Annotated in this window: 8 protein-coding genes and 1 pseudogene; all 9 read left to right on the top strand. The window is 73.2% G+C overall.

What is annotated here, in order from left to right; all coding sequences use genetic code 11:
• Nucleotides 1–843 (top strand): methyltransferase domain-containing protein, encoded by an 843-nt coding sequence (locus tag F7Q99_RS22415; RefSeq protein WP_153464195.1) that lies wholly within the window; start codon nucleotides 1–3, stop codon nucleotides 841–843.
• Between the two features lie 2 nt (nucleotides 844–845).
• Nucleotides 846–1,064: an MbtH family protein gene (locus F7Q99_RS22410; RefSeq protein ID WP_153464193.1), complete on the top strand. Its 219-nt coding sequence runs from the start codon at nucleotides 846–848 to the stop codon at nucleotides 1,062–1,064.
• 258 nt (nucleotides 1,065–1,322) lie between these two features.
• Nucleotides 1,323–2,861 (top strand): MFS transporter, encoded by a 1,539-nt coding sequence (locus F7Q99_RS22405; RefSeq protein WP_195911148.1) that lies wholly within the window; start codon nucleotides 1,323–1,325, stop codon nucleotides 2,859–2,861.
• A gap of 191 nt (nucleotides 2,862–3,052) precedes the next feature.
• Nucleotides 3,053–3,472 (top strand): aspartate 1-decarboxylase, encoded by a 420-nt coding sequence (gene panD / locus F7Q99_RS22400; protein WP_153464189.1) that lies wholly within the window; start codon nucleotides 3,053–3,055, stop codon nucleotides 3,470–3,472.
• Between the two features lie 139 nt (nucleotides 3,473–3,611).
• Complete coding sequence (locus F7Q99_RS41350; RefSeq protein WP_153464187.1) at nucleotides 3,612–4,454, top strand: 2OG-Fe(II)-dependent halogenase WelO5 family protein; 843 nt, start codon at nucleotides 3,612–3,614, stop codon at nucleotides 4,452–4,454.
• A gap of 49 nt (nucleotides 4,455–4,503) precedes the next feature.
• On the top strand, nucleotides 4,504–5,316 hold the full coding sequence (locus F7Q99_RS22390) for a phytanoyl-CoA dioxygenase family protein (RefSeq protein WP_153464185.1): 813 nt from the start codon (nucleotides 4,504–4,506) through the stop codon (nucleotides 5,314–5,316).
• Nucleotides 5,313–6,413, top strand: a complete 1,101-nt coding sequence (locus F7Q99_RS22385) for a zinc-binding dehydrogenase (RefSeq protein WP_153464183.1) — start codon at nucleotides 5,313–5,315, stop codon at nucleotides 6,411–6,413. The genes F7Q99_RS22390 and F7Q99_RS22385 overlap by 4 nt, the downstream gene beginning before the upstream one ends.
• A gap of 201 nt (nucleotides 6,414–6,614) precedes the next feature.
• Nucleotides 6,615–12,205: pseudogene (locus F7Q99_RS22380) on the top strand (type I polyketide synthase); the annotation flags it as partial.
• A gap of 135 nt (nucleotides 12,206–12,340) precedes the next feature.
• Nucleotides 12,341–15,001 carry a type I polyketide synthase gene (locus F7Q99_RS41340; protein ID WP_153464181.1) on the top strand — a complete coding sequence of 887 codons (2,661 nt, stop codon included), beginning with the start codon at nucleotides 12,341–12,343 and terminating at the stop codon, nucleotides 14,999–15,001.
• Nucleotides 15,002–15,016 lie beyond the last annotated feature (15 nt).

Raw genomic sequence — 15,016 nt, 5'->3', positions numbered from 1 at the left:
ATGACCACCACCACGCCTCGCCCCACCTCCTACTACCTGCCCGGCGAGCACCCCAAGCCGGAGAACGAGCTGGCCCGCCTGGCCCGCCAGGCCACCCTGTCCTGGGCCAAGGAGGCGAACCTCCTGCGCGAGTACGGCCTCGCCGCGAACCACGACGTGCTGGAGGTCGGCTCGGGCCCCGGCTACATCAGCGAGCTGATGCTGCGCGAGATCCCCGAGGGCACGCTGACCTGCCTGGAGCTCGAAGAGCACCTGATGGACTACGCCCGCGGCTACCTCGCCGACGCCGGCCCGCGCCTGACCCTGGTCAACGGCTCGGTCCTGGAGTCGCCGCTGGCCGACGAGTCCTTCGACCTCGCCTACGCCCGCCTGGTCATCCAGCACGTGCCCGGCCCGGACAAGGCCCTCGCCGAGATCCACCGGATGCTGCGCCCGGGCGGCCGCGTCGTCATCGCCGACGTCAACGACGAGGTGTGGGGCTGGGTCTCGCCCGACCTCGGCACCCCGGCCTTCCAGGAGGTCCTCCAGGCCCGCATCGACCTCCAGGTCGAGCGCGGCGGCGACCGTCTGATCGCCCGCCGCCTGCCGCAGCTGCTGCGCGAGGCCGGCTTCCAGGACGTCCGGGTCGACGCGGTGATGGTCTCCAGCGACGAGTTCGGCATGGACGACCTGCGCCCGCAGATGGACTTCCGCTCCCGCACCGCCGCGATGGTGGCCGCCAAGCCCGAGTCGGGCCCGGCCGTCGAGGCCACCGCCGACGCCGTCGACGAGTGGCTGAAGGAGCCGAACGCCTCGGTCAACATGCTCATGTACCTGATCTCCGCCACCAAGCCGGAGGCCTGAGCATGAGCGCGGTGGACACGGCCGCCGGTCAGGACGCCCGGACCTGGGCCGTGGTCCTGAACGACGAGGAGCAGTACTCGGTGTGGCCGGCCGACCGGCAGCCCCCCGCGGGCTGGACGGCCGTCGGCGCGCAGGGCACCCGGGAGGAGTGCCTCGCCCACATCGCCACCGTCTGGACGGACCTGCGCCCGCTGAGCCTGCGCCGGCGCATGGCCGCCTGAGAGCCGCGAAGCGCGGGTCGGCAACAACTCCCCCGGTTGCCGGCCCGCGCTTCGCCGTGTCCGGGTGGGCACGCCCGGACGACCGTCCGCATGACCTCCCTGGTGACCGTCCTGATGACCGTCCGTCACCAATGGTTCGTGGCAGCACAGTAGGGGTTGCCCCTAACCTCGCGCGAACGCGTTGAGCAGCCATTACGCGGACCTTAGCGTTGAAGCATCCGATTCATGTCAAACCAACCCCAAGGAGGCGGAGGAGCCGTGGCAGATCACAAGGCCCAACCTCGCAAGTGGGCGATTCTCGCGGTATTGGCGGTCGCGGTCTTCGTGGTCTCCATCGACTCGACCATCCTCAACGTCGCGCTGCCCACGCTCGGCGAAACCCTCAAGGCCAGTACCGACCAGCTCCAGTGGATGGTCGACGCCTACTCCCTCGCGATGGCCGGCCTGCTGCTGATGTCCGGCGCGCTGTCCGACCGCTTCGGCCGCAAGAGGCTGCTGATCCTCGGTCTGCTGCTGTTCGGCGTCGCCTCGGTGGCCGCCGCGGTCTCCACCGAGGCCTGGCAGCTGATCGCCGCCCGCGCCGTGATGGGGGTGGGCGCCTCCGCGTTCATGCCCGGCACGCTGTCGATCCTGGTGCACGTCTTCCCCGAGGACGAGCGCGAGAAGGCGATCGGCATCTGGGGTGCGGTCACCGCGCTCGGCGTCGTCTTCGGCCCGCTGCTCGGCGGCGTCCTGCTCGACCACTTCTGGTGGGGCGCGGTCTACCTGATCAACGTCCTCGTGGTGGCGGTCTCGGTGTTCGGCGCCCTGGTGCTGGTGCCGGAGTCCACCGACCCGGGCGCCCACCCGCTCGACGTCCTCAGCACCCTGCTCTCGGTGATCGGCGTGACCGCCCTGGTCTACGGCGTCATCGAGCAGCCGCACTTCGGCTGGGGCTCCCCGCGGGTGCTCGCCGGGCTGATCGGCGGCGGCGTGACGCTGGTGCTGTTCTTCGTCCGCCAGGCCACCGCGCGGCACCCGATGGTCGACCTGAAGATCGTCCGCAACACCCGCTTCCTCGGCTCCAGCGGCACCATGGCGGTGCTGATGTTCTCGCTGACCGGCATCCTGTTCGTCCTCACCCAGGAGCTGCAGCTGCGGCTCGACTTCTCGCCGCTGCTGGCCGGCGCCGCGATCCTGCCCGCCGCCGGGGCCCTGATGATCGCCTCGCCGCTGTCGGCCGTGCTGTCCAAGGCGATCGGCACCCGCAACACCGTCGTCGTCGCCCTGCTGGTCTTCGCCGCCGGTTTCGGCACGCTCGCCCAGTTCACCAAGGACCAGGGCTACCTGGCGATCGCCGTGGCCATGGTGCTGCTCGGCATCGGCATGGGCCTGTCCCAGCCGATCGTCAACGACGTGCTGATGTCGGCCGGCCCGAAGGAGCAGTCGGGCCTGCTGTCCTCGATGAACGACACCGTCCAGGAGCTGGGTTCGGCCTTCGGCATCGCCGTGGTCGGCAGCGTGCTCGCCGCCCGCTACAGCTCCGCCTACGAGCTGCCCGGCAAGACGGCCGCCTCGCACTCGCTCGGCGAGGCCGTGGTCGCCACCCAGGGCATGCCGAAGGACGCGGCCGCGGCGACCGTGCACGCCGCCAAGTCGGCCTTCGACTCGGCGTTCTCGACCTCGTCGCTGGTCTGCGCCGGTGTGGCGCTGCTCGGCGCGGTGGCCGCGATGGTCCTGCTGCCGGCCCGGCTGCGCACCCCCGGTGCGGACGCCGAGGCGGAGCAGGCGCCGGCGGAGCCCGTTCTCGCCGTCTAGCGACTTCCTTGTGAACGAACAGATCTGACGGACCGTCGGCACACTCTTCGGGGAGTGCGCCGACGGTCCTTTTGGCATGTCCGGGCCCGGAAGAACAGTAGGGGTCGACAGGGGTGCCCCCGCGCACCCCCCGCTGCCTACCGTCGAAGCGCCGACCCGCCGGCACCCGAAGCCTCAGGGAGCGAGATCCCATGTACCGCACCATGTTCAAGTCCAAGATCCACCGGGCCACGGTGACCCAGGCCGACCTGCACTACGTCGGATCCGTCACCATCGACGCCGACCTGCTCGACGCCGCCGACCTGCTGCCCGGCGAGAAGGTCGACATCGTCGACATCGACAACGGCAACCGGCTCTCCACCTACGTCATCGAGGGCCCGCGCGGCACCGGCGTCATCGGCATCAACGGCGCCGCCGCCCGCCTCATCAGCCCCGGCGACCTCGTCATCATCATCGCCTACGCGACCGTGACCAACGCCGAGGCCCCCGCCCTGGAGCCGCGCGTGGTCTTCGTCGACGAGACCAACCGGATCGTCCACCAGGGCAGCGACCCCGCCGACGTCCCCGCGGGCAGCGGCCTGCACCGCGGCGACCTGGTCGCCGCCCGATAGTCGGCACCCCTGGGATCCAACACCCCTGGGATAAGGGGCGGTTAGGGGTGCAACGGGGGACTCGCCGCTCCTACCGTCGAGCCCGAGGGGCCACCCGAGGCGGGAACGTTCCTCCTCACACTGACTACCTGGAGTACCCGTGGCAACCATCTCACCGGCCAAGCAGGCCAACGTCAGCAGCAACCAGACCCCCATCTACGTCCTCTTCGACGCGGAGACCGTCGACGGCGCCGCCGCGCTCACGCGCGACCACCTGGTGCGCCTCGCCGCCGGCACCGTCGGCGCCGTCCGGATCAGGAACTTCGGCAGCCCGCAGGAGTGCGCGAGCGTCCTGCACGGCCTCGACACCTGCCCGATGGGCTCGTACGACGAGGAGATCGTCGTCCCCCGGATCCCCAAGCTCGGCCCGGCCGCGTACGATCACTACGACGCCCACGGGCTCGGCGAGGCGTACTGGCGCGACGCCGAGGAGTCGGAGCACCACCGCTCCACCCTGCTCGACGGCGCCGACCCGCTCGACCTCGCCGTCGACCGCATCCGGCGGGCCTGGGGCGGCGGGATGACCCCGGCGACGTGTCGCGGCCGCGCCATGTACGCGGGCATGATCCGGGAGACCACCGGCGGCATGAAGATGCACTGGGACGAGATCGCCCGCGAGCTGCCCGGCGCGCTAGACGAGCCGGTCATCGCCCAGCTCGGCTTCAACTGGTACCTGTCGATGCCCGAGGGCGGCGGCGCCACCAAGATCTTCCGCCGCCGCTGGCTGCCCGGCGACGAGCAGTGGCGCGACGGCTACGGCTACGCCGAGGAGATCGCCGAGCACGAGCCGAGCGTCCTGGTGCGCCCCGAGGCGGGCGACGCGGTGCTCTTCGACCCCCGCAACTTCCACGCGGTGCGCGGCAACGAGGGCCCGGGACGCCGGGTGGCGATCTCGTTCTTCATGGGCGTCACGGCGAGCGGATCGCTCGTCTACTGGTCCTGAGCCTGGTTCCGATCCACGTCAACCCGCCCACCACCGAAGGACATTCACCATGACCCTGAGCCAGGAACAGATCGACCGCTACCACGAGGACGGCTTCCTCGTCCTCGACTCCGCCCTCGACCCGCGCGAGGTGGAGAGTCTGCGCGAGGCCTTCGAGCGGGACTGCGAGACACCGGGCCCGCAGGTCGTGCCGGAGGAGGGCAGCAACCGCGTGCGCGCGGTCTACGCCTCCCACCAGCGCCAGCCCGAGTACGCCGGCCTGGTCCGCGACCCGCGCGTCCTCGGTGCGGCCAAGCAGCTGCTCTCCGACGACCTCTACATCTACCAGTTCAAGATCAACGCCAAGCCGGCCCTCGGCGGCGAGAAGTGGTCCTGGCACCAGGACTACGTGGCCTGGCAGATCGCCGACAACCTGCCCGCCCCGCTCCAGGTCAACGTCGCCGTCTTCCTCGACGACGTCGACGAGTTCAACGGCCCGGTCATCTTCCTGCCCGGCTCGCACCGCTCCGGCCTGGTCCAGCAGTCCCGCAAGGCCACCGCCAAGTCCGAGCAGCACCTGGACCCGGAGGACATCGCGCTCAGCGGCGCGCAGCTCACCGAGCTCGTAGGCCGGCGCGGCATGGTCAGCCCCAAGGGCCCGGCCGGCTCGGTCGTGCTCTTCTCCCCCGAGATCGTGCACGGCTCCGGCCCCAACATGTCGCCGTTCGCCCGCCGGCTGCTCATCATGACCTACAACGACTCGTCCAACCTGCCCAGTTGGAGCGGTGAGCCGCGCCCGGACCACCTGGTCTGCCGCGACACCGAGCCGCTGCGGCAGCTCGACACCACCTTCCTCGCCGCCCTCCAGGGAGCCGCGGCATGACGCCCCGCGCCCGCGCCGTCGTCCTGGAGAGCTTCGGCGAGCCGCTGCGGCTGCGCGAGTTCGACCTGCCCCCGGCCCCGGCCGGCGGCCTCACCGTCGCGTGCAGCCACGGCGGCGTCTGCGGCACCGACCTGCACCTCCAGCAGGGGCACCTGGCCATCCCCACCCCGCTGGTCCTCGGGCACGAGGGCCTCGGCACCGTCCACGGGCTGGGCAGCGCCGACGCCCGCGATGCCGCCGGCCGCCCGCTGCAGGTCGGCGACACCGTGATGTGGGCCTCGTCGATCGCCTGCGGCACCTGCGTGCCGTGCCGGCTGCACCGCGAGCCGACGCTCTGCGAGAACCGCCGCACCTACGGCGTCAACCGCCCGCTGGACGGCGGCGAGCCGCTCTCCGGCTCCTGGGCCGACCACATCGTGCTGGAGCAGGGCACCACCGTGGTGAAGCTCGCCGACGGCACCGACCCGCTCGCGGCGATGTCCCTCGCCTGCGCGGGCCCGACCGTCGTCCACGCCCTCTACGAGCGGCGCCCGGTCCGCGTCGGCGAGACCGTCATCGTCCAGGGCAGCGGCCCGGTCGGCCTCGCCGCCGCGGCCCTCGCCCAGCTCGCCGGGGCCGCCAAGGTCGTCGTCCTCGGCGGACCGGCGGCCCGGCTGGAGGCGGCGGCCAAGGCCGGCATCGGCGACGTGCACATCGACGTCACCGGCCCCGGGGGCGTCGAGGCGGCCATGGAGCGGGCCCGGGCGGAGGTCGGCGGCGGCGCGGACCTCGTCATCGAGTGCGCCGGGGTGCCGGCCGCCGTCGCCCAGGGGCTCACCCTGGCTCGGCGGGGCGGCTCCTACCTCGTCATCGGCCAGTACACCGACGCCGGCGACACCCTGCTCAACCCGCACCAGATCGTCTACCGGCAGCTCGACGTCGTCGGCTCGTGGGCGTTCACCGGCGCCCACCTGGTCGAGTACGTGACCCTGCTCCCGGCCCTGACCGCCCGGTTCGACCTGGCCTCGCTGGTGACGGCCTACCCGCTCGCCGAGCACGGCGCCGCCCTGGCCTCCGTCGCCGACGGGACCGCGCTCAAGGCCGTCCTCACCGCCTGAGTACGCCGCGCCGCCGCCCCGTCCGGGACAACGGGCGGGGCGGTCCGGCTCACCCTTTCGCACCGGCCTCCGCGGCTCTTGGCCGCGTTGACACCGTCTTCTGCACCGCCTTTTGCGCCGCGTTCGCACCGCCTTTCGCACCGCCTTCTGCACCGCCGCCTTCACACCGCACCAACCTGCCACGAGGGGAATCGAGTTCATATGCGTACGGACGAGGGGACGACCCGGGACCGCGTAGCGGCCGACGAACCCGTGGCCATCGTCGGCATGTCCTGCCGCCTGCCCGGCGCGGACTCCCCCGACGACTTCTGGCGGCTGCTCAGCGGCGGCGGCTGCGCCATCACCCTCGACGAGCGGACCGGCCGCCGGCGCGGCGCCGTCGAGGGCTCCGACACCTTCGACGCCGCGTTCTTCGGCATCTCCGCGCGCGAGGCCGCCGCCATGGACCCGCAGCAGCGCATGGCGCTGGAGCTGGCCTGGGCCGCCCTGGAGGACGCCGGCATCGTGCCCGCCCGGCTGCGCGAGAGCAGCGTCGGCGTCTTCGCCGGCGTCATCGCCGACGACTACGCGACCCTCGTGCGCAAGGCCGGCCCCGCCGCGACCTCCGGATTCACCGTCACCGGTCTCAACCGCGGCATCATCGCCAACCGGGTGTCCTACCTGCTCGGGCTGCGCGGCCCCAGCCTCACCGTCGACTCGGCCCAGTCCTCGTCCCTGGTCGCCGTCCAGCTCGCGTGCGAGAGCCTGCGGCGCAGGGAGAGCTCCCTGGCGCTCGCGTTCGGCGTCAGCCTGATCCTCGCCGAGGAGAGCAGCCGCGGCATGGAGCAGATGGGCGCGCTCTCCCCCGACGGCCGCTGCTACGTCCTCGACGCCCGCGCCAACGGCTACGTCCGCGGCGAGGGCGGCGCCACCGTCGTCCTCAAGCCGCTCCGCGCCGCCCTCGCCGACGGCGACCGCATCCACGCCGTGATCCGCGGCGGCGCCGTCAACAACGACGGCGGCGGCAACAGCCTGACCGCGCCGAACGCCGCCGCGCAGGAGGAGCTGCTGCGCGCCGCGCTGTGCAACGCCGGCGTGGGCGCGCACGACGTCGGCTACGTCGAGCTGCACGGCACCGGCACGCCGGTCGGCGACCCGGTGGAGGCGGCCGCGCTCGGGGCCGTCCTCGGCGCCGGCCGCACGGCCGGACGGCCGCTGCTGGTCGGCTCGGCCAAGACCAACGTCGGCCACCTGGAAGGCGCTTCGGGCATCGTCGGGCTGGTCAAGACCGCGCTGTGCCTCACGCACGGCCGGATCCCGGCGACCCTCGACCACGAGACGCCCAACCCGGCCATCCCGCTCGACGAGCTGGGGCTGCGGGTCCAGACGGACCTGCGCGAGTGGACGTCGCCGACGGATGCTCCGCTGCTGGCCGGCGTCTCGTCCTTCGGCATGGGCGGCACCAACGCGCACCTCGTGCTGGAGCAGGCGCCCGCCGTCATCCGGGACGAGCCGGTCGACGAGCCCGAGGGCGCCACCGCGTTCGTGCTGTCCGCCCGGACGCGCGCCGCTCTGCGCCGCCAGGGCGAGCGGCTGCTCCGACACCTGGAGCTGCACCCCGAGCTGCGGACCTCCGCGGTGAGCCGCGCGCTGGCCACGACGCGGACCGCGTTCGAGCACCGGGCGGTGGTGGTGGGTGCCGACCGTGGTGAACTGGAGGCCGGGCTGCGGGCGTTGGCCGCCGGTGAGCCCGCCACCTCCGTCGTCACCGGCGTCGCCGAGACCGACAACCCCGACGTCGTGTTCGTCTTCCCCGGCCAGGGCACCCAGTGGGCCGGCATGGGACGCGAACTCCTCGCCACGTCCGACGTGTTCCGGGGAGCGATCGAGGAAATCGCCACCGCCATGGCCCAGTTCACCGACTGGTCCCTCATCGACGTCCTCAACGACGCACCCGGCGCGCCCTCCCTGGAACGCGCGGACGTCGTCCAGCCCGCCTCCTTCGCCATGATGGTCGCCCTCGCCCGCGTCTGGGAATCCCTCGGCGTCACCCCCGCCGCCGTCATCGGCCACTCCCAGGGCGAAATCGCCGCCGCCCACATCGCCGGCGCCCTCACCCTCACCGACGCCTGCCGCATCAGCACCCTCCGCAGCCAGATCATCGCCCAACAACTCTCCGGCCACGGCGCCATGGCCCACGCCAGCCTCCCCGCGAGCACCGTCCAGGAACACCTCGCCCCCTGGACCGGCCACATCGACATCGCCGCCCTCAACGGCCCCGCCTCCACCGTCCTCAGCGGCGAACCCACCGCCATGGACGAATTCCTGGCACACCTCACCGCCCAGGGACACCGAGCCCGCCTCATCCCCGTCAACTACGCCAGCCACTCCCACCACGTCGAAGCCATCCACCAGCAACTCCTCGACGCCCTCGCCCCCATCACCCCCCACACCCCCCACACCCCCATCCACTCCACCCTCCTCGCCCGCCGCCTCACCGACCACGACACCCTCAACGCCGAGTACTGGTACCAAAACCTCCGCAACCCCGTCCTCTTCCACGACACCATCGCCACCCTCGCCACCGACGGCCACACCCACTACATCGAAATCAGCCCCCACCCCGTCCTCACCAACGCCATCCACGACACCCACGAACAAACCACCGGCCAACCCCCCACCCTCACCACAGGCACCCTCCGCCGCGACGACGGCGGCCACAACCGCCTCCTCACCAGCGCCGCCACCGCCCACACCACCGGCACCACCATCACCTGGCCCACCACCCCCACCCCGCACCTCCACCTCCCCACCTACGCGTTCGAGCGGACCAGGCACTGGCTGCCGGGTCTCGACGACGCCAACTCCCCCGTCTCCACCGCGCCTGCCACCGAGGCCGTGGTCGAGGTCGTGGCCGCGGCCGAGGCCGAGGCCCTGCCGGTGCTGCCGCTGCACGCCGAACTCGCGCCGCTCACCGCGGCCGAGCGCGTCCGGCGCCTGCTCCGGCTGGTGCGCGCGAGCGCGGCGGTGGTGCTCGGGCTGTCCGGGCCGGAGGGCGTCCAGGTCCGCGAGACCTTCAAGAACCAGGGCCTGGAGTCGATCACCGCGGTCGAGCTGCGGGACCTGCTGCGCGAGGCGACCGGCCTGCGGCTGCCGAGCACCGTGGTCTACGAGCACCCCACCCCTGCCGAGCTGGCCGACCACCTGCTCGCCGAGCTGGCCGAACTCCCCGAGCCGTCCGCGCCCTTGACGCTCCCCACCCCCGTCGAGACCCCGCAGGCTCCGGCCGCTGCGGCACCGGACGCGACCGAGGACGACGATCCGATCGCCGTCGTCGGCATGGCCTGCCGCTTCCCCGGCGGCGTCGCGGGCCCGGACGACCTGTGGCAGCTCGTCACCTCCGGCACCGACGCGGTCGGCGGCTTCCCCACCGACCGCGGCTGGCAACTGGACGGCCTCTACGACCCGGAGCCCGGCACACCCGGCCGCACCTACGTCGGCGAGGGCGGATTCCTGCACGGTGCCGGCGAGTTCGACGCCGAGTTCTTCGGGATCTCGCCGCGCGAGGCGGTGGCGATGGACCCGCAGCAGCGGCTGCTGCTGGAGACGGCGTGGGAGTCGCTGGAGCACGCCGGAATCGACCCCACCGTGCTGCGCGCCAGCAACACCGGCGTCTTCGTCGGCGCCATGGCCCCCGAGTACGGCCCCCGCCTGCACGAGCAGGCCCAGGGCGCCGAGGGCTACCTGCTGACCGGCAGCACGGTCAGCGTGGCGTCCGGCCGGATCGCGTACACGCTGGGCCTGGAGGGTCCGGCGGTCACGATCGACACCGCGTGCTCCTCCTCCCTGGTCGCCCTGCACCTGGCCGGCCAGTCGCTGCGCTCCGGGGAGTGCACGCTGGCCCTGGCGGGCGGCGCAGCGGTGATGTCCTCGCCGGGCATGTTCGTGGAGTTCAGCCAGCAGTGCGGCCTCGCCCCCGACGGCCGGTGCAAGGCCTTCTCCGAGGACGCGGACGGCACGGCCTGGGGCGAGGGCGTCGGCATGGTCGTCCTGGAGCGCCTCTCGGACGCGGTCCGCAACGGCCACCCCGTCCTCGCGGTGGTGCGCGGCTCGGCGATCAACCAGGACGGTGCCAGCAACGGCCTGACCGCCCCCAGCGGCACCGCACAGGAGCGTGTGATCCGGCAGGCCCTGACCGCCGCCGCACTGGAGCCGCACGACGTGGACGCCGTCGAGGCGCACGGGACGGGCACCAGGCTCGGCGACCCGATCGAGGCGCGCGCGCTGCTCGCGGCCTACGGCCAGGGGCGGCCCGCGAACCGTCCGCTCCGGCTGGGCTCGCTGAAGTCCAACATCGGCCACACCCAGGCCGCCGCCGGGGTGGGCGGTGTCATCAAGATGGTGATGGCCCTGCGGGCGGGCGTGCTGCCCAAGACCCTGCACGTCAACGAGCCCAGTCCGCACGTGGACTGGTCCGCCGGCGCGGTCTCGCTGCTGACCGAGCAGGTGCGCTGGCCGGAGACCGGCCGGCCGCGCCGGGCGGCGGTCTCCGCGTTCGGGATCAGCGGCACCAACGCTCACCTGGTGCTGGAGCAGGCTCCGGCGGTCGCCGTCGCGGAGCCCGTCGTGGAGCCGGACACCCCCGTGACGTGGCCGCTGTCGGCTCGCGGCGAAGCGGCGCTGCGCGAACAGGCGAAGCGGCTGCTGGAGTTCAGCTCCGCCAACCCCGGTGTCTCCGCGCACCGCATCGGCTCCGCACTCGCGACGGACCGGGCGGCGCTGACCCACCGGGCGGTGGTGGTGGGTGCCGATCGTGGTGAACTGGAGGCCGGGCTGCGGGCGTTGGCCGCCGGTGAGCCCGCCACCTCGGTCGTCACCGGCGTCGCCGAGACCGACAACCCCGACGTCGTGTTCGTCTTCCCCGGCCAGGGCACCCAGTGGGCCGGCATGGGACGCGAACTCCTCGCCACGTCCGACGTGTTCCGGGGAGCGATCGAGGAAATCGCCACCGCCATGGCCCAGTTCACCGACTGGTCCCTTATCGACGTCCTCAACGACGCACCCGGCGCGCCCTCCCTGGAACGCGCGGACGTCGTCCAGCCCGCCTCCTTCGCCATGATGGTCGCCCTCGCCCGCGTCTGGGAATCCCTCGGCGTCACCCCCGCCGCCGTCATCGGCCACTCCCAGGGCGAAATCGCCGCCGCCCACATCGCCGGCGCCCTCACCCTCACCGACGCCTGCCGCATCAGCACCCTCCGCAGCCAGATCATCGCCCAACAGCTCTCCGGCCACGGCGCCATGGCCCACGCCTCACTGCCCGCCCACACCGTCCAGGAACACCTCACCCCCTGGACCGGCCACATCGACATCGCCGCCCTCAACGGCCCCGCCTCCACCGTCCTCAGCGGCGAACCCACCGCCATGGACGAATTCCTGGCACACCTCACCGCCCAGGGACACCGAGCCCGCCTCATCCCCGTCAACTACGCCAGCCACTCCCACCACGTCGAAGCCATCCACCAGCAACTCCTCGACGCCCTCGCCCCCATCACCCCCCACACCCCCACACCCCCATCCACTCCACCCTCCTCGCCCGCCGCCTCACCGACCACGACACCCTCAACGCCGAGTACTGGTACCAAAACCTCCGCAACCCCGTCCTCTTCCACGACACCATCGCCACCCTCGCCACCGACGGCCACACCCACTACATCGAAATCAGCCCCCACCCCGTCCTCACCAACGCCATCCACGACACCCACGAACAAACCACCGGCCAACCCCCCACCCTCACCACAGGCACCCTCCGCCGCAACGACGGCGGCCACAACCGCCTCCTCACCAGCGCCGCCACCGCCCACACCACCGGCACCACCATCACCTGGCCCACCACCCCCACCCCGCACCTCCACCTCCCCACCTACGCCTTCCAGCACCGGCGTTACTGGATGGAGCCCGCGCGACCCGCGGCCGACGCGGACGACCTCGGCCTGGACCGCACCGAGCACCCGTTCCTGGCCGCCTGCCTGGAGCCGGCCGACGGCGGCCCGACGGTCTTCACCGGCCGCGTGTCGCTGCGCACCCACCCCTGGCTCGCCGACCACGGCGTCCTGGACAGCGTGCTGCTGCCCGGCACCGGCTTCGTCGACCTGCTGCTCCACGCCGGCGCCCGGCTCGGCTTCGCCGACCTGGACGAACTCGTCCTCCAGGCGCCGCTGGTGCTCACCGAGGACACGGCCGTGCGCCTCCAGGTCGTCGTGGCGCAGCCCGACGGCTCCGGCCGCCGCCCGGTGACGGTCCACTCCCGCGCCGAGGGCCCGGGCGCCCCGGAGGCCTGGACCCGGCACGCCGCCGGCCTGCTCGCCCCCGGCGGCGCGGCCCGCGAGGCGGCCGGCGAGTGGCCGCCCGCGGCCGCCGAGCCGATCGACCTCACCGGCCTGTACGAGCGGCTGCTGGCCCGCGGCTACGCGTACGGTCCGGCGTTCCAGGGCCTGAAGGCCGCGTGGCGGCTCGACGGCGAGGTGTACGCGGAGGTCGCGCTGCCCGACTCCAGTGGCGCGAGCGCGTTCGGCCTGCACCCGGCCGCGCTGGACGCCGCCCTGCACGCGATCAGCCTGCTGGACGGCGGGGACGGCAAGCTGCTGCTCCCGTTCTCCTGGAACGGGGTGCGGCTGCACACCCACGGCGCCTCGCAGCTGCGGGTGCGGCTGGCCCGCAGCGGCCAGGACGCCGTCTCGCTGGCGGTGTTCGACGGCGCGGGCGCTCCGGTCGCCTCGGTGCAGGAGCTGGCGATGCGACCGGTCGACCCGGCACGGCTGACCGGCGGCAGCGACAACCTGTTCCAGGTCCGGTGGGCCCCGGTGCCGCTCGCTGCTGCGGCAGCCGCCGGTACCCACACCGTCCTCGGGAGCCTGCCCGGCCTCGACAGCCACGGCTACGCGGACGTGTCCGCGCTGGTCGCCGCGCTCGACGCCGGTGTCGCCGCGCCCGCCGTCGTCTACCGCCCGGTCCTCGCCGACCCCACCGACCCGGCCGCGGCCTCCCACCAGGTGACCCGGGCCCTGCTCCGCGACGTCCAGGCCTGGCTGGCCGAGGACCGGCTGGCCGGCTCCCAGCTCGTCGTGGTGACGCGCGGCGCGATCCCCACCGACCGCGACGCGGACGTCCCGTCCCTGGCCGAGTCCACCGCGTGGGGCCTGGTGCGGAGCGTCCAGACCGAGCACCCGCGCCGGGTCGTCCTGCTGGACGCCGACACGTGGTCCGCCCCGCTCTCGCGTGCCGTGGCCACCGCCCTGGACCTGGCCGAGCCGCAGCTCGCCCTGCGCGGCGAGGCCGCCTACGCGCCGCGCCTGGCGCCTGCTGCGGGCACCCCGCGCACGGACCGTCGCACGCTGGACGGCACCGTGCTGATCACCGGCGGCACCGGCACCCTGGGCGCGATGCTCGCCAGGCACCTGGTGACGCAGCACGGCGTCCGCCACCTGCTGCTCACCAGTCGTCAGGGAGTCCGGGCCGCGGGCGCCGCCGAACTGGTGGCCGAGCTCTCGGAGTTGGGGGCAGAGGCAACCGTCGCCGCCTGCGACGCCGCCGACCGCGACGCCCTGGCGGCCACCCTCGCGGGCATCAGCACCTCTCACCCCCTCAACGCCGTCATCCACGCCGCCGGCCTGCTGGACGACGCCACCGTCACCGCCCTCACCCCCGAGCAGCTGGACCGCGTCCTGCTGCCCAAGGCGGACGCGGCCTGGAACCTGCACGAGCTCACGAAGGACCACGACCTCGCCGCGTTCGTGCTCTTCTCCTCCGTGGCGGGCACCCTCGGCCTCGGCGGCCAGGCCAACTACGCGGCGGCCAACGTCTTCCTGGACGCCCTGGCCCACCGGCGCCGGGCCCTCGGCCTCCCGGCGGTCTCGCTCGCCTGGGGCCTGTGGGAGCAGACGAGCGGCATGACCGGCGCCCTGAGCGAGGCCGACCACTCCCGGATGGCCCGCTCCGGCGTCGCCCCGCTGCCGTCCGCGCAGGGCCTGGCCCTGTTCGACTCGGCGCTGGAGCTCGCGGATCCGCTGCTCGTCCCGGTGGCCCTGGAGACGACGGCCGTCCGCGAACGCGCCGCCGCCGACCCGTCCTCCCTTCCGCCCATGCTGCGCGGAGTGGTCCGTGTGCCCGCACGCCGGGCCACCACCACCGAGCCCGCTCCGGCCGCGGCGCAGCCGGCCGGCTTCCTCGACCAGATGGCAGCCCTGGACGAGGAGACCCGCCTGGAAACCGTCCTCGACCTGGTCCGCCGCTGCGCAGCCGCCGTCCTGGGCCACTCGACGGTGGACACCGTGCCGGCCGACCGGATCTTCATGAAGATCGGCTTCGACTCCCTGACCTCGGTGGAACTCCGCAACCGCCTCAACACCGAGACGGGCCTCCGCCTGCCCACCACCCTCCTCTTCGACTGCCCGACCCCGCGCGCAGTGGCCGAACGCATCCTCGCCCCGCTGGCCGAGCAAGCCTCTGCGGCCCCCGAGCCCGAGGAGCAGGAGGCGGTCCTCGCCGAAATCGAGACGGCCGACGACGACGAGATGTTCGCCTTCATCGAGGAGGAACTCGGCATCCTCTGATAACCCCTGTTACGG

The organism is Streptomyces kaniharaensis (genome assembly GCF_009569385.1).
GTDB lineage: Bacteria > Actinomycetota > Actinomycetes > Streptomycetales > Streptomycetaceae > Kitasatospora > Kitasatospora kaniharaensis.
Note: the sequence above shows the minus strand (reverse complement) of the source record. Positions and strands in the feature narration are given on the sequence as shown.

What these genes read in the sequence shown, in the direction of transcription:
- F7Q99_RS22415 (WP_153464195.1), top strand. Translation starts at nt 1, where the DNA reads ATGACCACCACCACGCCTCGCCCCACCTCCTACTACCTGCCCGGCGAG.
- F7Q99_RS22410 (WP_153464193.1), top strand. Translation starts at nt 846, where the DNA reads ATGAGCGCGGTGGACACGGCCGCCGGTCAGGACGCCCGGACCTGGGCC.
- panD (WP_153464189.1), top strand. Translation starts at nt 3,053, where the DNA reads ATGTACCGCACCATGTTCAAGTCCAAGATCCACCGGGCCACGGTGACC.
- F7Q99_RS22390 (WP_153464185.1), top strand. Translation starts at nt 4,504, where the DNA reads ATGACCCTGAGCCAGGAACAGATCGACCGCTACCACGAGGACGGCTTC.
- F7Q99_RS22385 (WP_153464183.1), top strand. Translation starts at nt 5,313, where the DNA reads ATGACGCCCCGCGCCCGCGCCGTCGTCCTGGAGAGCTTCGGCGAGCCG.
- F7Q99_RS41340 (WP_153464181.1), top strand. Translation starts at nt 12,341, where the DNA reads ATGGAGCCCGCGCGACCCGCGGCCGACGCGGACGACCTCGGCCTGGAC.